This is a genomic window from Streptomyces sp. NPDC015220, assembly GCF_043079345.1.
Taxonomy (GTDB): domain Bacteria; phylum Actinomycetota; class Actinomycetes; order Streptomycetales; family Streptomycetaceae; genus Streptomyces.
In genome coordinates, this window is the sequence record NZ_JBIBUK010000002.1 from 143,986 (window position 1) to 161,560 (window position 17,575).

Below are 17,575 nucleotides of genomic sequence, written 5' to 3' on the forward strand. Positions count from 1 at the left end.
CGTCGTGTTCTTCCTTTGAACTACCGCACCGTGGAGAGGTGCAGGCGAGAGTCGAACTCGCACCCGTCGGCGTTCGTCCGTACCCGGTCGCACCGGCGATCGGTGGCGGATGCTGAAGCTGGAGCGAGAGTCTGAGCTTGACCGCGGCCGGCGGTCGGCCGGTACCGCTTCTCAGGCTGAACGTCAGTTTCAGCTTGCGCCCATGGCACGTGCCGGTCCTCAGTCCGGCCCGCGCCTGTCGCGCACCCCCGCGCTCGCACGCGGGGGCGATCATGGGGTGGCCCCGGCTCGCTCAGGCGAACAGGTAGCCGAACACCGCGTCCCCCACCCGCTGGTCGGTGATCTCCGTGCCGTTGGCCTCCTCGCGGGCGAACTTCACCGCCTGCTGGAGCCTCTCCACCCGGTCCAGCAGTTCGTTCACCCGCCTCGCGGGGAGGGCGCCGGAGAACTTCACCGTCGTCCAGTAACCGATGGGCACGTCCTCGTAGTACACCTCGACCTGCGCCGGGTGCTTGTCCGTCGCCTCGGCCTTGACGTGGTTGCGCGGCACCTTCTTCGTACGGATCGTGCGGACCGGGTCGGTCTTCCACCAGTCCGTCGACGGATCGAGCGACCAGGACTCGGCCGCGTCGAGCACCGGGAGCTTCTTGACGAAACCGTGCAGTTCGGCGAGCTGCTTCTCCAGGAACAGCAGGTAGCTGACCGGGACTTCGGCGAGGATCGTCCGGCCGTCGACCGTGACGTCCGCGCACGCCGTGCGGTTCGCCCAGTCCTTCGTCGCCGTCACGTCGAACAGCCGCGTCAGCGACGCCGACACCTCCCGCAGGATCTCCTCGCCCTTGACCTGCACCCGCGTCGACTCGGGCGGCAACTGCTCGCCCTCCTCGTCCTTCGGCTGGTACGTCCGCGAGATCCCGGCGAGCAGCGCCGGCTTCTGCACCTTGTTGTGCGCGGCCGAGATGTCCTGGAGCGACTTGCTCTTGACACCCTTCTCCACGGCGATGATCTGATTCAGCTTCGTCACGTGGCCCCCCTTCGAACATCAGCAACATAGCTCGCCGAGGGGGAGGCTTTCCCCTGATTTTTCTTGGGAGGCCCGCGGGGGGCACGGGGGCGGGCGGCGGTGCGCTACGCGGTGCGTTTGCGGGCCGCCGTCTTCTTCGCCGCACCTGTCTTCGCCGCACCTGTCTTCGCCGCGCCGGCCTTCTTCGTCCCGTTCTTCGCCGCCGCCTTCTTGGCCGTGCTCCTGCCGGCCGAGGCGGTCTTCTCGGTCTGCGCCGACTTGGCGCCGGTCTTCTTCGCCGCGGTCTTCTTTGCCGCCGGCTCGCGGGCCGGCGGCTTCTCCTCGGCGGCGCGGCCGGACTTGCGGCGCGGGAGGTGTCTGACCTCCGCCTGTGCACCCTCCTCGGCCGCCGGTACCTCGGCGGTCTCCGCCTCCCCCGCTTCCTCGCCCCTGGACCGCCTGGCCGCCTGGACGCTCTTCTCCAGGGCCGCCATCAGGTCCAGGACCTTGCCGCCCGGGGCCGGTTCCGGGGTCTCGGGGGGCGTCTCGCCGGCGGCCTTGGCGGCGATGACCTCCTCCAACGCCTCGCGGTACTCGTCGTGCAGGTCCGCCAGGTCCACCTCGCCGAGGGTGTCCATCAGGGCGTCCGCCAGGTCCAGCTCCTTGTCGCGGACGGTCACCTCGGAGTCCGGGGCCACGCCCTGCGGGGCGCGGATCTCGTCCGGCCAGAGCAGGCCGTGCATGGTGATGACGTCGTCCACCACGCGGAGCATGCCCAGGCGCTCCCGGCCGCGCAGGGCGAACTTCGCGATGGCCACCCGCCGGCTGCGCTTGAGGGCCTCGCGCAGCAGGGTGTACGGCTTGGCGGCGGGCGCGCCGCTCGCGGCCAGGTAGTACGCGTTCTCCATCTGGAGCGGGTCGATCCGGTCGGCCGGTACGAAGGCGACGATGTCGATGGTCTTCGCGGTCGGCAGCGGCAGGCGGGACAGGTCCTCGTCGGTGATCGGGATGATGCTGCCGTCCGCGTCCTCGTACCCCTTGCCGATCTCCCCCTGGGCGACCTCGCGGTCCTCCAGTTCGCACACCTTGCGGTAGCGGATGCGGCCGCCGTCCTCCGTGTGGATCTGGCGGAAGGAGATGGTGTGGTTCTCGGTGGCGTTCACCAGCTTGATCGGGATGCTGACCAGACCGAAGGAGATGGCGCCGTTCCAAATGGATCGCACGTGCAGCACCTTCCGGATCGGGGCGGTACGGGCTCTTTGTAATCTTTTGCGTACTTTGACGTGGTTTTCTTATCGTATGGCACCGATCACAGAGGTGGAGGGACGACGGCTCGCGCTCAGCAACCTGGACAAGGTGCTCTATCCCGCGACCGGGTTCACCAAGGGCGAGGTGCTGCACTACTACGCGACCGTCGCCGACGTGCTGCTCCCCCACCTGCGGGACCGGCCGATGTCCTTCCTGCGGTATCCGGACGGAGCGGACGGGGAGCGCTTCTTCGTCAAGAACGTGCCGCCGGGTACGCCCGAGTGGGTTACGACCGCGGAGGTGCCCCGGTCGGCGGGGCCGGCCCGGATGGTGCTGGTGCAGGATCTGCCGAGTCTGATGTGGGCGGCCAACCTGGTGACCGAGTTCCACACCCCGCAGTGGCTGATCGGGGCGCCGGGGACGGCCGACCGGATCGTCTTCGACCTCGACCCGGGGCCGCCCGCGACCGTGGTCGACTGCTGCCGGGTGGCGCTGTGGCTGCGCGAGCGGCTGGCGGCGGACGGGATCGAGGCGTACGCGAAGACCTCCGGGTCGAAGGGGCTGCACCTGCTGGCGGCGGTGCGCGGGGCGTCCGGCGAGCGGACCTCGAGGTACGCCAAGGGGCTGGCCGTGGAGGCGGAGAAGGCCATGCCGCGGCTGGTGCTGCACCGGATGACGCGGAGTCTGCGGCCGGGGAAGGTGTTCGTCGACTGGAGCCAGAACGCGGCCCGGAAGACGACCGCGGCGCCCTACACGCTGCGGGCCCGGCCGGAACCGACGGTCTCGGCGCCGGTGACCTGGGAGGAGGTCGCCGGGTGCCGGGCGCCCGAACTGCTTCAGTTCCGGGCCCCGGACATCGCGCCCCGGGTGCGTGACCTCGGGGATCTGCTGGCCGCGCTGCTGGACGCCGAGGGGGCGCGGGAGTTGCCGTCGTGAGCCCTCGGCGGGACGCCGCGCCGCCGCCGGCCGTCCCGGGGAGGTCCGCTCAGAGCCTCAGCCATGTCCTGCGGTCCCGCGCCATCGCGTGCAGGGCCTCCGCGTCCGCCGGTTTCAGTACGCCGCCCAGACGCGCCAGGGCCGGCAGTTCCTCGCCCCGCAGCACGCGGACCCCTCTCGGCGGGGCCGTGACGCGGAGCTCCGCCGGGTCGGTGAGGACCAGCAGGGGCTGGACCTCGGCGGTGAGGGCGTAGGAGACCCGGTCGGCGGTCGCGCGCAGGAGCCGGAGCAGCGGCTGTGGGGCGTGGCGGCCCAGGACGACCACGGGATCGGTCACCCGGACGCGCTGTCTGCGGGCGTACACGCTGTGGACCGCGAACACGCCGCCGGGGCCCATCAGCAGGTGGTGGACGCGGTCGCCGCCGGGCAGGGGGATCGAGTGCACGGTGTGCCAGTCGGCGCCGTCCAGGCGGTCCAGCGCCTCGCCGGTCGCCTGCTCGGCGGCCAGCGCCCGGCGGCGCGGGTCCGGACGGAGCCGGTGGGCGGGGGACGGCTCGCGGTCGAGGGCGATCAGCAGGGCCTCGCCGGGGCGGTTGGGCGCCAGGTCGTCGTCCGGGTGGAGGCTGAGCCGGGCGAGTTCGGCGGCGGTGGGCACGGGCGGCGGGCCGATGGCGACCGGGCCTGTGAGGAAGGGACCCAGGGCGTGCAGGACGTCTTCTCGCTCGGCCTCGCTGAGCAGGTGCACCCTGCCCGCCTCCCGGTCGTACCAGGCCACGGCCCTGCCGTCCGGGTGGCAGACGTGCAGCCGCTCCTGGCCGTGGCGCCGGCCGGGTACGACGCGCAGGCCGCCCGTGCCGGGCGGGCCGGGCTGTCGACGTGGTCCGCTCATGCACCATCACCCCTACGACCATGGGAACAGGCGGGGTGCTCCCGGGGCAAGAACCCGGCTACCTTTGAGGGGCGGTGGGGAGCGGAGTGGGGGAGGCACCGTTGCGGACCCGCGGAAGGCAACCCGACGTACCGGTCCCGGACAACCCGTGGAGCGAGATCGTGCCCGGCCTGTGGATGGGCGGCCACGAGGTCCGCGGCCGTTCCGGACAGCGGGAGCCCGTCGTCGTGCACGACGAGTTCGATCTCGTGCAGAGCCTGCTCAGGCTGCCCGGGCACGGCCCCGACCCGGGCGTCGAGCACCAGGTGTGGCCGATTCCCGACGGGCCGCTGGACAGCACCCAGCTCGCGGGGGTGATGCGGCTGGCCCAGGCCGCCGGTGACGCGCTCGACGCGGGGCGCCGGGTCCTGGTCCGCTGCTACTCGGGGTACAACCGCTCGGGGCTGGTCGTCGCGCACGCCCTCGTGCGCCGGGGGCGCTCCGCCGACGAGGCGATCCGGCTGATCCGTGCCCGCCGCTCCCCCTGGGCCCTGCACAACGAGCTGTTCGCCGACTACCTGCGGGCCGGGCTGGCGACGGTCCGGGTACTGGAGGAACTGGCCGAATAATCGTTTTACCTTCTGTGCGTACGCTCCGCGGAGCGGCGCCCTCGCCGGCCCCGCCCGCCGGACCGGGAATCCGGTGAACAAAAAGGACTTCCGTACGAATAAGGTGTACGCGGCCTTCCCGCCCCCGATCCTCCGGAGAGCAGTGTCCCGCAGACGTCCCGCCCAGGTCACCGCCCTCGTCGCGCTGCTGCTGGGCACCGCGGCGGCGTGCGGTGACGCGGGCGGGCTCCGGGCCGCGGGCGCCACCCGGACCGCGGTGAGCCCGGCCCGGCTCTGGCCCTCGCTCAGGCCGGCCGCCAGCCCGGCGTGGCCGTACGACGAGGTGCAGGTCGAGCCGGTGAAGGGGATCACGGCTCCCGGCGACGACATCCGTAAGGTCGATCCGGTGGCCGTCGTGCGGGCCGAGGTCGCCGCGCACCGGGACGACTACACGGCCGCCGGGGCGCCGTACCACGAGGCGGCGGACCGGCTGGCGGAGTGCGGCAGGCGCGGGGCCGCGGGGAAGCGGTGTCCGGTGATGCGACCGTACTACCGCGACCTGACCGGTGACGGGCGCGACGACATGACGCTGGGGTTCCGGCTTCACCCCACCAACCAGACCGCCGTCCGCGTCTACACCTTCGAGGGCCACCGGCTCGTACAGGTCTTCGCCAACGACGACGCGGTGACCGGCGTGGAGCTGGCCGGCCGGGCCGTGATCATCCGCTCGCCGGCCGGGATCGCCGGGTACGAGTACCGCACGACGTGGTCCTGGGACCCGGACCAGCGGGCCATGGTGTTCTCCCGGGACGAGTTCCTGCGCACCGGCACGCACAAGCCCACCCGGGCGCGCACCCCGGCGGCCACCGCCCCGCCGTCGCCGGTGCCCCGGCCGACACCGACGCCGAGCCCCTCCCCCGCCGATCCCGTGCCCTCGGAGTCGTCCTCCGCGAGCGCGGGATGAGGCTCGCGCTGCCCCGGTGGACCGGGACGCTCGCCATGAAGGCCGCGGCCTTCATCACGGTGATGTGCTGCGCGCTCGCCGCGCTGCTCGGCGTCCTGGTGCACGTCTCGGTGACCGACCAGACCGTCGGCCAGGCCCGCACCCTGGCGCTGTCCCGGCTGAAGGACGCCACCAGCGCGTTCGAGTCCGGGGACACGCTGCTGCCGGGCGCGGGCGTGGACCCGCCGGGGCTGCCGCGGTCGCTGCGGCGGCTGGCCGCGAGCGGACAGCGCGGCACGATGGTCGGCCGGCACCACGGGCGGCCCACCATGTGGGCGGCCGGGCCCGCCGACCACGGGCGGACGCTGGCCGTCGAGGTCGACTACTCGCAGCAGGCCCGCACCATCGCCGGGCTGGACGGGGCCATCCTGTGGTCCTCGGGGCTGGCGATCGGGACGACCCTGCTGGTGGGCGCGTTCGCGGTGACCCGGGTGACCCGGCGGCTGCACGCGACGGCGCGGGTGGCCCGGCGGATCACCGCCGGCGACCTGGACGCCCGCGTCAACGACCCGCTGACGCACGACCGTTCGCGCCCGCAGGACGAGGTAGCCGCGGTCGCCGCCGCGCTGGACTCGATGGCCTCCTCGTTGCAGGGCAAGCTGCTGGCCGAGCAGCGGTTCACCGCGGACGTGGCGCACGAGCTGCGCACGCCGCTGACCGGGCTGCACGCGGCGGCCGAGCTGCTGCCGCCGGGCCGCCCGACCGAGCTGGTGCGCGACCGGGTGGCCGCGCTGCGCACGCTCACCGAGGATCTGCTGGAGATCTCCCGGCTGGACACCGGGCGGGAGCGGCTCGACCTCGACGCCGAGCACCTGAGCGCGGTGGCGGAGCGGGTGGTGCGCGGCTCGGGGGCCGCGGCGGGCGGCGAGGCGCGGGTCAGGGTCGTACGGGACGTGTACGTGGAGACCGACCGGCGCCGGCTGGAACGGGTGCTGGGCAATCTCGTGGCCAACGCCCTGGGGCACGGGCGAGCGCCGGTGGTGCTGACCGTGGACGGGCCGGTCGTCAGCGTCCGCGACCACGGCGACGGCTATCCGGCCTACCTCGTGGAGCACGGGCCGCAGCGGTTCCGCACCGAGGGCGGCGCGACGGGCCACGGGCTGGGGCTGACGATCGCGCTGGGCCAGGCGGAGGTGCTGGGCGCCCGGCTGGAGTTCGCCAACGCCCCGGACGGCGGGGCGGTGGCGACGCTGACGCTGCCTCAGCGACCGCCGGAGGGAGGGTCCGCGGACGCCGGTCCCGCGTGACGCCGGCGCCCGTACCCCGACCGGCCCGTCACCGCCGCCCCTCGCCCTCCCCCTCCCGGCACGGCCTCCTCCGGCTCGCTCCCTTCCGGCACGGCCTCTTCCGCACGGTCCCTTCCGGCCCGGCCTCTTCCGCACGGTCCCTTCCGGCCCGGCCTCTTCCGCCCGCTCTCTCCCCGTACAGCCTCTTCCCGCACGGCCTCACACGGCGGCGGCTCCGATGGCTCAGCGTGACGGGCGTCCCGCGGCGCCCGCTCCTAATGTGGCGGTCAGTCAGCCACGCCCGCCATCGGCGGGTCACGCCGCCTCAGGTGGAGGTCCTCCATGTCCCCGCGCTCCCGCCTCACCCGGCCGGCCCTGGCAGCGGCCGCCGGCGCCCTCCTGACCGCTGCGGCGGTCGCGCCCGCCGCCGCCGACGCCGGCCGGGACGGCGCCTCGGACCCCGTCCCCGTCAGCGGTCCGGGCCCGGACGCCGGCGACACCGCCCCCGGCGCCGCGAGGACCGCCCCGGACGCGGGTACGCAGAACACGGCGCACCCGAGCGGCGACGGCCCCGCCGGGACGCGGCCGAACGGCCCGGCATCGAACGACCAGCGCTTCTACCGGGGACGCGTCACGGCCCGCGGCGGGCTCGCCCTGCACGACCGGCCGGACCGGGGCAGCCGGGTGATCCGGGTGGTCCGGCAGGGCGAGACCGTCTGGATCCACTGCAAGACGGCCGGCCGGAACGTGTCCGGCAACCACCTGTGGTACCTGCTCGCGGACGGCACCTGGGCGTGGGTCTCGGCCCGCTTCGTCGACAACGTCGGGCCCGCGCCACGCTGGTGCTGACCTCCAGGGCGGGTAATCGCCCTCTTTTCGGTAGGTTCCGGACATGACCAAGGCCGGAACCACCGGAACCACCGTGGCAGCCGCTCCCCCGCCCGCCCCGGCCGCCGCACGTCCGCTCCGGCGCCCGGGCGTCGAGCTCTCCCTGATCGTCATGGCCGTCCTGCTGTCCGTGTACGGGTACTGCGCGGTGGGCCTGGCCAGGCACGGCGCCGTTCCGCCCGGCGCGGCCGGCTACGGAGCCGGGCTCGGCGGGCTCGCGCTGCTCGCCCACGTCGCGGTGCGGGTGCGGGCGCCGTACGCGGACCCGCTGCTGCTGCCGATCGGCGTACTGCTCAACGGGCTGGGCCTGGTGCTGATCTACCGGCTCGACCTGGAGACCCCCGGCGAGCGGGCCGCGCCCGCCCAACTGGTGTGGTCCACCCTGGGCATCGCGCTGTTCACCCTGGTCGTGCTCGTGCTGCGCGACCACCGGTGGCTCCAGCGCTACTCCTACGTCTGCGTCGCCGCCGCGCTCGCCCTGCTCACCCTGCCCATCCTCTTCCCGCCCGTGAACGGCGCCCGCATCTGGATCCGGCTGGGCGGGTTCTCCATCCAGCCGGGCGAGTTCGCGAAGGTGCTGCTGGCGGTGTTCTTCGCCGCGTACCTGGCCGCGAACCGCGGCGCGCTGGCGTACACCGGCCGCCGGGTGTGGCGGCTCCAGCTCCCCACCGGCCGGGTGCTGGGGCCGGTCGTCGCGGTGTGGGTGCTGAGCGTCGGCGTGCTGGTGCTGGAACGGGACCTCGGGACCTCGCTGCTGTTCTTCGGCCTCTTCGTCGTCATGCTGTACGTCGCCACCGGCCGCACCGGATGGATCGCGGTCGGGCTGCTGCTCGCCGTGGCTGGCGCGGTCGGCGTCGGCCGGCTGGAGCCGCACGTGCACGGCAGGGTGGAGGAGTGGCTGCGCCCGTTCGCGTCCATCGAGGCGGGACGGGGGCCGGGCCAGGTCGCCCAGTCGCTGTTCTCGTTCGCGGCCGGCGGGCTGCTCGGCGCCGGGCTCGGTCTCGGCCACTCGATCCTGGTCGGCTTCGCCGCCAAGTCGGACTTCATCCTGGCCACCGCCGGGGAGGAACTGGGGCTGGCCGGACTGGCCGCGGTCTTCCTGCTGTACGCCCTGCTCGTCGAACGCGGCTTCCGGGCGGCCCTCGCCCTGCGCGACCCCTTCGGCCGGCTGCTGGCGGTCGGGCTGTCCTCGATCGTGGCGCTCCAGGTGTTCGTGATCGCGGGCGGGGTGACCGGGCTGATCCCGCTCACCGGCATGGCCATGCCGTTCCTGGCCCAGGGCGGCTCCTCGGTCGTCACCAACTGGGCGATCGTGGCGCTGCTGATCCGGGTGAGCCATGTCGCGCGCCGCCGGCCCGACGCCGAGGCCGCGCCGTGAACCGCCCGGCGACCGGCGCGGAGGTCCTCCGGTGACCAGGCACATCCGGCACGCCGGCGTCTTCTGCGCGCTGCTGCTGGCGGCGCTGCTGGTGAACACCGCCTGGCTCCAACTCGTCCACGGCCCGTCCTACGGCGGCAACCCGGCCAACCGCCGCCCCACCATCACCCGTTACGAGCAGCCGCGCGGCCAGATCCTGGTGGGCGGCCGGCCGGTGACGGGCTCCCGGGACACCGGCGAGCAACTGCGCTACGAACGCACCTACGCCGAGGGTCCCTTGTACGCCCCGGTCACCGGGTTCGCCTCGCAACGCTACGGCACCACCTTCCTGGAACACGCCGAGGACCCGGTGCTGTCGGGGACCGATCCGATGCTGGCGGGGTTCCCGCCGTGGAACGACTTCACCCGGGGACAGGCTCCGGGCGGCAACGTCGTGACGACCCTCGACCCCGCCGCCCAGCGTGCGGCGTTCACCGGGCTCGGCTCGCGCAAGGGGGCGGTCGCGGCGATCGAGCCGACGACGGGCCGGATCCTGGCGCTGGTGTCCACGCCGTCGTACGACCCGGCGGAGCTGTCCGGGAACGGCCCCGCCGCGGCGGCGGCCTGGGCCCGGCTGAACGCCGACCCGGAGCAGCCGTTGCTCAACCGGGCGGTGCGGCAGACGTATCCGCCGGGTTCGACCTTCAAGGTGGTCACCGCGGCGGCGGCGCTGGACTCGGGTCTGGTGACGGACCTCGACGAGCCGACCGACTCGCCGGACCCGTTCCGGCTGCCGGGCAGCACCACACGTCTGGTGAACGAGGGCGAGGGGTGCGAGGACGCCTCGCTGCGCTACGCCTTCGAGTTCTCGTGCAACACGGTGTTCGCCAAGCTCGGCGTGGACGTGGGCGCCGAGGCCATGCGGACGGCGGCACAGGGGTTCGGCTTCGACGACCCGGACCTGCGCATCCCCTTCTCGGTCACGCCGAGCACCTTCGACGCGCCCGCCGACCCGGCGCAGCGGGCGCTGTCGTCGATCGGGCAGTTCAACACGCGGGCCACGCCGTTGCAGATGGCGATGGTCGCGGCGGCGGTCGCCGACGGCGGGCAGGTGCGCGCGCCGTACCTGGTGGAGCGGACCACGCGCAGCGGCGGGGGCACGGTCTCGGCGGCCGGTTCCCGGCCGGTGCGGCAGGTGATGCGGCCGACGACGGCGGTGCGGCTGCGGGAACTGATGTACGACGTGGTGGCCGAGGGCACCGGACGCAACGCCGCGATCCGGGGGGCGACGGTGGGCGGCAAGACGGGGACCGCGCAGCACGGCGTCGGGAACAAGGGCACGCCGTACGCGTGGTTCGTCTCCTGGGCGCAGGGTGAGGAGGACATGGACCCGCGGGTCGCGGTCGCGGTGGTGGTGGAGGACGCCTCGGCGCGGCGCGGGGACATCAGCGGGGGCGGTACGGCCGCGCCGATCGCCAGGGCGGTGATGGAGGCGGTGCTGCGCTCGCCGCCGGCCGGGTGAGGGGCACGGGTCCGCTCGCCTGTCGAGACGAGGGTGGTGCCCGCCGGGCGGCCCGGCCTACCGTTCGATCATGACATCAACCGCCGCGTACGAACTCGCCGAGGTCAACGTCGCCCGCCTCGAAGCCCCTCTGGACTCGCCGCGGTTGAAGGACTTCGTCGACGCGCTCGACCCGGTGAACGCGGACGCGGACGACGCCGACGGTTTCGTCTGGCGGTTGCAGAGCGACTCCGGCAACGCCACCGACGTCCCCGTGCTCGGGGACGAGCGGCTGATCGTCAACCTGTCGGTGTGGCGGGACGCCGACGCGCTGACGGCCTTCATGTACCAGGGCCGGCACCGGGAGATGCTGGCCCGGCGTCGGGAGTGGTTCGAGAAGCCGGCGGAGGCGGTGACGGCACTGTGGTGGGTGCCGGCGGGCCACCGCCCCACGGTCGCCGAGGCGGAGGACCGGCTGCTGCACCTGCGCGCCAACGGTCCGACGCCGTACGCCTTCACACTGCGGACGTCGTTCGCCCCGGGAACGGCGGTACCGGTGCCGGCCGCGGAGGGCGCGGTGCCCGGGGAGCTGGGCTGCCCGGTCTAGGCCGGAGGCCTCCGATCGGGGGCGCGCCGGTCCGGCACGGCCCCGAACGGGAGGAGGCCCTGTCGGCTCGGGCCCCGCCCCTCCTCGATCGCTGCCGCCACCTCGGCCACCCGCTCCCGCTCCTCGGTCGCGAAGCGTTCGGCGTCCAGTCGCTCGGCGATCTCCTCGTCCTCGGCCATCAGCCGGTCGAGGCTGGAGTCGCCCATCTCGAAGACGCCCATGTCGACGTAGGCCCGCTGGAGTCGTTCGCCCCACAGGCCGATGTCCTTGACGCAGGGGACGATGCGGCTGAACAGCAACTGGCGGAAGAGCCGGAGGAAGTCGGACCGCTCGCTCAGTTCGCCGGCCTCGGCCTTCGGGATGCCGAAGTTCTCCAGGACCTCCACACCGCGCAGGCGGTCGCGCATCAGGTAGCAGCCCTCGATGACGAACTCCTCGCGTTCGCGCAGTTCGGCGTCGGAGAGCTGCTTGTAGTAGTCGCGCAGCGCCATGCGGCCGAAGGCCACGTGCCGGGCCTCGTCCTGCATGACGTAGGCCAGGATCTGCTTGGGCAGGGGCTTGTCCGTGGTGTCGCGGATCAGGCCGAAGGCGGCCAGCGCGAGCCCCTCGATCAGGACCTGCATGCCCAGGTACGGCATGTCCCAGCGACTGTCGCGCAGGGTGTCGCCGAGCAGGGACCGGAGGTCGTCGTTGATCGGGTAGACCATCCCGATCTTCTCGTGCAGGAAGCGGCCGTAGATCTCGGCGTGCCGGGCCTCGTCCATGGTCTGCGTCGCCGAGTAGAACTTGGCGTCCAGGTCGGGGACGGACTCCACGATCCGCGCGGCGCAGATCATCGCGCCCTGCTCGCCGTGGAGGAACTGGCTGAACTGCCAGGACGCGAAGTGCCGGCGCAGCTCGCCCTTGTCCCGGTCGGTCATCTTCGCCCAGTAGGGCGTGCCGTAGAGGGCCATCGCCTCCTCGGGGGTGCCGAGCGGGTCGTACGGGTCCACCTCCAGGTCCCAGTCGATCCGCTTCCGCCCGTCCCACTGCTTGTCCTTGCCCTTCTGGTACAGGGCCAGCAGCCGGTCGCGGCCGTCGTCGTACTCCCAGCTGAAGCGCGCCGCGCCGGAGGCGGGGACCCGCCAGTGCGGGTCGCCCGGGTCGTCGGCGTACACGTCATAGGTCGCCATACTCCGCAGGCTCACACGTAGACGCCGAGTCAACAAGTCGTGTGCGGGGGATTGACGAGCTTGCTGACAAGCAGTCTCATAAGAGGCGGAGAATCTGACTCCCGAGTAACCAGCCAATCCAGCCGCAAACCCGTACGACGAGGTGGGACAGCCATGACGACCGTGACGGATGCCGACGCGCTCGCCGGACTGCGCGACGCGCTCGGTCTGCTCAAGGACCGGGAGCAGGTGGCCGAGCGGCTGCTCGACTCTTCCGCCAAGCACTCCTTCGACCCGGACAAGGAGCTGGACTGGGACGCGCCCTTCGAGGAGGGCAAGTGGTTCTGGCCGCCGGAGCTGGTGTCGCTGTACGACACCCCGATGTGGAAGCGGATGAGCGAGGAGCAGCGGATCCTGCTCTCCCAGCACGAGGCCGCCGCCCTCGCCTCGCTCGGCATCTGGTTCGAGCTCATCCTCATGCAGCTCCTCGTCCGGCACGTCTACGACAAGCCGGCCACCAGCGCGCACGTGCGGTACGCGCTCACCGAGATCGAGGACGAGTGCCGGCACTCCAAGATGTTCGCCCGGCTGATCACCCGCGGCGGCACGCCCTGGTACCCGGTGGCCCCCGTGCACCAGCACCTCGGCCGGCTCTTCAAGACGATCTCCACCACCCCAGGCTCCTTCACGGCGACCCTGCTCGGCGAGGAGGTCCTGGACTGGATGCAGCGGCTGACCTTCCCGGACGAGCGGGTGCAGACGCTGGTCCGCGGGGTCACCCGGATCCACGTCGTGGAGGAGGCGCGGCACGTGCGGTACGCCCGCGAGGAGCTGCGCCGGCAGATGGTGACCGCGCCGAGGTGGTCGAAGGAGTTCACCCGGGTCACCTCCGGTGAGTTCGCGCGGGTGTTCTCCATCGCCTTCGTCAACCCCGACGTCTACACCAACGTCGGCCTGGACAAGCGCGAGGCCATGGCGCAGGTCAAGGCGAGCGGCCACCGGCGCGAGGTCATGCAGAACGGCTCCAAGCGGCTGACCGACTTCCTGGACGACATCGGCGTGCTGCGGGGAGCCGGCCGGCGGCTCTGGAGGTCCTCGGGCCTGCTGGCGTGACACCCGGCGGGTCCCGCGCGCTCCGCCCTCGCCGGCGCACACCCCGGGACGGCGCCGCGGCACCCACCGAGTGGCCGGCGCCGCGCGGCGGAGCCGCACACCGACACAGCCCGGACGAGATCGGCGTGCCGCGGGGCGCCGGCCGACGGCTCCGGAGGCCCTCGGGCCTGCCGGCGTGACACCCGGCGGCCGGTCCCGCCGTTCCCGGCCGGCGGCCGCAGGGGCCGTCGGGCCCGACGGCCCGGAGTCCCCGGCGCGAGGGAGGGCGGCTGGGCGGGGCGGGCAGCGATTACGCTGCCGGACATGAGCCCTGCCGCCCCGACCCCCGCCTACCGCCGCCTCAGTGTCGAGGCGCGGCGCGCTCAGCTGCTCGAGGCCGCCCTGTCCCTCTTCGCGCACCGGGCGCCCGAGGACGTGTCGCTCGACGACGTCGCCGAGGCGGCCGGGGTGTCCCGGCCCCTGGTGTACCGGTACTTCCCCGGCGGCAAGCAGCAGCTGTACGAGGCCGCCCTGCGCTCGGCGGCGGAGGAGCTGCGGAACTGCTTCGACGAGCCGCACGACGGCCCGCTCGTGCCCCGGCTCGCCCGCGCCCTCGACCGCTACCTGGCCTTCGTCGACGGACACGACGCCGGTTTCACCGCGCTGCTCCAGGGCGGCAGCGTGGTGGAGACGTCCCGGACCGACGCGATCGTGGACGACGTGCGCAGGGTCGCCGCCGAGCACATCCTCACCCACCTGGACGTACCGGCCCCGGGGCCGCGGCTGCGCATGACCGTGCGGATGTGGATCACCGCGGTGGAGGCCGCCTCGCTGATCTGGCTCGACGAGGGCAAGCAGCCGCCCGTGGAGGAGCTGCGGGACTGGCTGGTAGAGCAGTTCGTGGCCATGCTGTCGGTGACCGCGGCCCGGGACGAACAGACCGCCGCGCTGACACGGCGCCTCCTGTCCCCGGCGGATGACTGAGACTGGTGCCGTGAAGAGCGAAGACACCCCGTTCGAGGGCGGCCCCATGGACGGGCGGGTGCTGCCGGTGCTGGTGGGGCCCACCGGGAACCCCCCGAAGACGTACCGCATCCCGGTCCCGGACGCGGCGGGCGGCCCGCCCACCGTGCTCGTCTACCGTCGGGTCCCGCGCGGTCACAGCAAGCGGCTAGGGCTGCCCCGGGGGTGGAAGTACGAGTTCGACCCCGAGGGCAGGCGGGGCGGGCTGAAGTGGCCCTGGTCCAGGCCGGAGCCCCGTACCGGCTCGCAGCGCAAGCCGGATGACACCGACGGCTGACCGTTTTGCGCCAGATGGCGTACAACAGGCGCACATGGTCGGTTCATACGTCGAATCTCACGGTGTGGAGCGGAAGGACCGCCCCACACCGGAGGTGATGTCGTGTCAGGAAGGGTGCCGCGTCTGGTGTGCACGGCGGCGGTGGCGGCGCAGGCCGCTCTCGCGCCGATGGCCGCCACGGCCGTACCGCAGCCGCCCCCGCCCGGACAGCCTTCCATGACCGGGCAGCCGCCCCCACCCGGGCAACCGTCCGCGCCCGGCCAGCCGCTCCCGCCCGCACCACCGCCCGCGTCCGGGAGACCGGCCCCGCCCGGGCGACCGGCCCCGCCCGCGCCATCGCTCGCCCCTGGACAGCCGTTCCCGTCCGCACCACCGCCCGCGCCCGGACAGCCGGCCCCGCCCGCACCACCGCTCGCCCCCGGCCGGCCGTCGGCGGCCGGGCAGCCACCGGTACTCGGGCAGCCGCCGGTGGCCACGCTGCTGACGGATCTGCGGGCGCTGTACCGGCAGGCCGAGCGGGCCGCCGAAACCTTCAACGTCACCGGCGAGCAGCTGAGGAAGCAGCACGCCCGGACGGACCACCTGGACGCCGCCCTCGCCCGCGCCCGGGTAGCCCTGCACGACAGCCGCGCGGCGGCCGGCCGGCTCGCCCGGCAGCAGTACCAGGACAACGGCGGCCTCTCCCCCTACGTGCGGCTGCTGCTGGCCCGTGACCCGCAGCACGCGCTGCAACAGGGCCATGTGATCGGGCAGCTGGCGCAGGAGCGGGCTCGGACGGTGGGGCGGCTGGCCGACGACGAGGCGAAGGCGGCCGCGCTCGCCCTCGAGGCGCACCGGGCGCTGGACGCCGAGCTGGCCCTCGCCCGGCGGCAGCAGCGGGCCCGGGACGACGTGCGCAAGCGGCTCGACGGCGTCGAGAAGCTGCTGGCCTCGCTCACCGCCCAGCAGTTGGCGGCACTCGCCGAGTTCGAGCGGAGCGGGATCACCGAGGCGCAGCGGAGGTTCCTGGCCTCCGGCAGGCTCGGAGCCGGGCAGCGGCCCTCCCTGGCGGGCGAGAAGGCCGTGCGCTACGCGGTGCGGCAACTGGGCAAGCCGTACCAGTGGGGCGCCGCCGGCCCCACGGCCTACGACTGCTCGGGGCTGACCTCGCAGGCGTGGGCGCAGGCCGGGACGCCGATCCCGAGGACCAGCCAGGAGCAGTGGGCCCGGCTCAGGCGGGTACCGCTGACCCAGCTGAGGCCGGGCGACCTCGTGGTCTACTTCCCCGAGGCGACACACGTCGCGCTCTACCTCGGCGACGGCATGGTGGTGCAGGCGCCCCGGCCGGGCGCGAGGGTGAAGGTGTCACCGCTCGCCGCCAACCCGGTGCTGGGCGCCGTCCGGCCCGACCCGGGCGGGGCGCCGCTGCCGCGGTACGTCCCGCCGGCGCTCCCCAGGGGCGCCCTGGACGGGCCGGACGCGGGGCTCTACGCCGCGGACCCGGCGGCGACCTCACCGAGGTAGGCCTCGGTCTTCGCCGGCTCGTAGAAGAAGTTCTCGAAGTCGGCCGGGTCGTTGAAGGCGTTGGCGAAGCGGTCGGCGACCGGCTGGAGCTGACCGGCCGCGCCGATCAGGTTGAGGACGTGCTCCGGCGGCGGGGCCAGCATGGCGTTCGTCCACTTGGTGACGTGCCGGGCGGTGTTCCAGTAGCGGTCGAACGTCTGCTGCATCCAGTCCTCGTCGAACGGCTTGTCGCCGTGTTCGAGGATCGAGGCGAGGTAGGCGGCGGCGCACTTGGACGCCGAGTTGGAGCCCTGGCCGGTGATCGGGTCGTTGGCTACGACGACGTCCGCGACGCCCAGGACGAGGCCGCCGCCGGGCAGCCGGCCGATCGGTTTGCGCACGGTGGGGGCGTAACGGCCGGCCAGGGTGCCGCCCGCGTCCGTGAGTTCGACCTTCGTGGCCCGCGCGTACTCCCAGGGCAGGAAGGTCCTCAGCAGGTCCAGGGTCAGCGCCAGGTGCTCGGCCGGGTCCTTGACGCCCCTGAAGGCGTCGAGCGGGCCGCCGGGTATGCCCTCCCAGAACAGGATGTCGGCGCGGCCGGTCAGGGTGTAGGTCGGCATGACGAACAGCTCGCCGACGCCGGGGACCAGGTTGCACCGGACCGCGTCGAACTCCGGGTGCTCCGGGCGCGGGCCCAGTCCGTGCACGTACGCCACCGCCAGCGCGCGCTGCGGCTCGCTGTACGGGGAGCGCTCCGCGTCCCGCTCGAACATCGACACCAGCTCGCCCTTGCCCGCCGAGACCAGGACGAGGTCGTAGGCGCGGGAGAAGTAGTCGAGGTCGCCGACGGCCGCGCCGTGGATGACGAGCTGGCCGCCGCGCTGCGCGAACGTCTCCATCCAGCCGGCCATCTTCACCCGCTGGTCGACCGACTGCGCGTACCCGTCGAGCCGGCCGACCCAGTCGATCGCGCGCTGCGAGGGGCCCGGGTCGAAGGAGCCGGGGGCGGCGACCGAGACGCCGAGTCCCTCGATCCTCGGGGCCTGGGACTCCCAGAAGTTCAGTTGCAGGTCCCGCTCGTGCTGGAGCGCGGTGTGGAACATGCACTGCGTCGACATGACCCGGCCGGCGCGGATCTCGTCCGCCGTCCGGTTGGACATGAGGGTGACCTCGTACCCGTGCGACTGAAGGCCGAGGGCGAGCTGGAGGCCGGACTGGCCGGCCCCCACGACGAGTATCTTGCGCATGCGGGTGGTGCCTCCTACGACTTCTGGGCTGCTCGCTGGACTGCTCGGGGACCGGGGC

17 protein-coding genes are annotated in these 17,575 nt (G+C 73.5%); 12 read left to right on the forward strand and 5 right to left on the reverse strand.

Annotated elements, in window-relative coordinates; all coding sequences use genetic code 11:
- Nucleotides 1-292: 292 nt before the first annotated feature.
- Both ACF061_RS05530 and ACF061_RS05535 read right to left on the reverse strand, forming a co-directional pair.
- Nucleotides 293-1,024 carry a hypothetical protein gene (locus tag ACF061_RS05530; RefSeq protein ID WP_392265516.1) on the reverse strand — a complete coding sequence of 244 codons (732 nt, stop codon included), beginning with the start codon at nucleotides 1,022-1,024 and terminating at the stop codon, nucleotides 293-295.
- 104 nt (nucleotides 1,025-1,128) lie between these two features.
- On the reverse strand, nucleotides 1,129-2,226 hold the full coding sequence (locus ACF061_RS05535; protein ID WP_392265517.1) for a Ku protein: 1,098 nt from the start codon (nucleotides 2,224-2,226) through the stop codon (nucleotides 1,129-1,131).
- Between the two features lie 76 nt (nucleotides 2,227-2,302).
- On the opposite strand from ACF061_RS05535, the gene ligD reads away from it, so the two are divergent.
- Nucleotides 2,303-3,187, forward strand: a complete 885-nt coding sequence (ligD, locus tag ACF061_RS05540; protein ID WP_392265518.1) for a non-homologous end-joining DNA ligase — start codon at nucleotides 2,303-2,305, stop codon at nucleotides 3,185-3,187.
- A gap of 49 nt (nucleotides 3,188-3,236) precedes the next feature.
- Here the strand turns inward: ligD and ACF061_RS05545 are convergent, their stop codons facing one another.
- On the reverse strand, nucleotides 3,237-4,076 hold the full coding sequence (locus ACF061_RS05545) for a nuclease-related domain-containing protein (RefSeq protein WP_392265519.1): 840 nt from the start codon (nucleotides 4,074-4,076) through the stop codon (nucleotides 3,237-3,239).
- Nucleotides 4,077-4,177: 101 nt separating this feature from the next.
- Here ACF061_RS05545 and ACF061_RS05550 point away from each other — a divergent pair, with 101 nt between their 5' ends.
- From ACF061_RS05550 to ACF061_RS05580, 7 genes are all read left to right on the forward strand, one after another.
- Complete coding sequence (locus ACF061_RS05550) at nucleotides 4,178-4,684, forward strand: dual specificity protein phosphatase family protein (RefSeq protein WP_392265520.1); 507 nt, start codon at nucleotides 4,178-4,180, stop codon at nucleotides 4,682-4,684.
- 142 nt (nucleotides 4,685-4,826) lie between these two features.
- Nucleotides 4,827-5,627 carry a hypothetical protein gene (locus ACF061_RS05555; protein WP_392265521.1) on the forward strand — a complete coding sequence of 267 codons (801 nt, stop codon included), beginning with the start codon at nucleotides 4,827-4,829 and terminating at the stop codon, nucleotides 5,625-5,627.
- A complete protein-coding gene (locus ACF061_RS05560; protein WP_392265522.1) occupies nucleotides 5,624-6,913 on the forward strand; it encodes an ATP-binding protein in 1,290 nt (429 codons plus the stop codon). The genes ACF061_RS05555 and ACF061_RS05560 overlap by 4 nt, the downstream gene beginning before the upstream one ends.
- 321 nt (nucleotides 6,914-7,234) lie before the next feature.
- Nucleotides 7,235-7,741, forward strand: a complete 507-nt coding sequence (locus tag ACF061_RS05565) for an SH3 domain-containing protein (protein ID WP_392265523.1) — start codon at nucleotides 7,235-7,237, stop codon at nucleotides 7,739-7,741.
- Between the two features lie 43 nt (nucleotides 7,742-7,784).
- Nucleotides 7,785-9,158, forward strand: coding sequence for an FtsW/RodA/SpoVE family cell cycle protein (locus tag ACF061_RS05570; protein WP_392265524.1), 1,374 nt, complete (start codon nucleotides 7,785-7,787; stop codon nucleotides 9,156-9,158).
- A gap of 31 nt (nucleotides 9,159-9,189) precedes the next feature.
- The gene (locus tag ACF061_RS05575) at nucleotides 9,190-10,659 is read left to right on the forward strand and encodes a penicillin-binding transpeptidase domain-containing protein (RefSeq protein ID WP_392265525.1); all 1,470 of its coding nucleotides are present in this window, start codon (nucleotides 9,190-9,192) and stop codon (nucleotides 10,657-10,659) included.
- 70 nt (nucleotides 10,660-10,729) lie between these two features.
- Nucleotides 10,730-11,245, forward strand: a complete 516-nt coding sequence (locus ACF061_RS05580; protein WP_392265526.1) for a DUF3291 domain-containing protein — start codon at nucleotides 10,730-10,732, stop codon at nucleotides 11,243-11,245.
- On the opposite strand, the gene ACF061_RS05585 is transcribed toward ACF061_RS05580, so the two are convergent.
- Nucleotides 11,242-12,417 (reverse strand): ferritin-like domain-containing protein, encoded by a 1,176-nt coding sequence (locus ACF061_RS05585; protein ID WP_392265527.1) that lies wholly within the window; start codon nucleotides 12,415-12,417, stop codon nucleotides 11,242-11,244. The genes ACF061_RS05580 and ACF061_RS05585 overlap by 4 nt on opposite strands.
- A gap of 153 nt (nucleotides 12,418-12,570) precedes the next feature.
- On the opposite strand from ACF061_RS05585, the gene ACF061_RS05590 reads away from it, so the two are divergent.
- From ACF061_RS05590 to ACF061_RS05605, 4 genes are all read left to right on the forward strand, one after another.
- Nucleotides 12,571-13,509: a diiron oxygenase gene (locus tag ACF061_RS05590; RefSeq protein WP_392265528.1), complete on the forward strand. Its 939-nt coding sequence runs from the start codon at nucleotides 12,571-12,573 to the stop codon at nucleotides 13,507-13,509.
- Nucleotides 13,510-13,812: 303 nt separating this feature from the next.
- Complete coding sequence (locus ACF061_RS05595; RefSeq protein ID WP_392265529.1) at nucleotides 13,813-14,472, forward strand: TetR/AcrR family transcriptional regulator; 660 nt, start codon at nucleotides 13,813-13,815, stop codon at nucleotides 14,470-14,472.
- A gap of 10 nt (nucleotides 14,473-14,482) precedes the next feature.
- Nucleotides 14,483-14,788: a hypothetical protein gene (locus tag ACF061_RS05600; protein WP_392265530.1), complete on the forward strand. Its 306-nt coding sequence runs from the start codon at nucleotides 14,483-14,485 to the stop codon at nucleotides 14,786-14,788.
- 102 nt (nucleotides 14,789-14,890) lie between these two features.
- Nucleotides 14,891-16,291, forward strand: coding sequence for a C40 family peptidase (locus ACF061_RS05605; RefSeq protein WP_392265531.1), 1,401 nt, complete (start codon nucleotides 14,891-14,893; stop codon nucleotides 16,289-16,291).
- On the opposite strand, the gene ACF061_RS05610 is transcribed toward ACF061_RS05605, so the two are convergent.
- Complete coding sequence (locus ACF061_RS05610) at nucleotides 16,255-17,517, reverse strand: styrene monooxygenase/indole monooxygenase family protein (protein ID WP_392265532.1); 1,263 nt, start codon at nucleotides 17,515-17,517, stop codon at nucleotides 16,255-16,257. The genes ACF061_RS05605 and ACF061_RS05610 overlap by 37 nt on opposite strands.
- Nucleotides 17,518-17,575 lie beyond the last annotated feature (58 nt).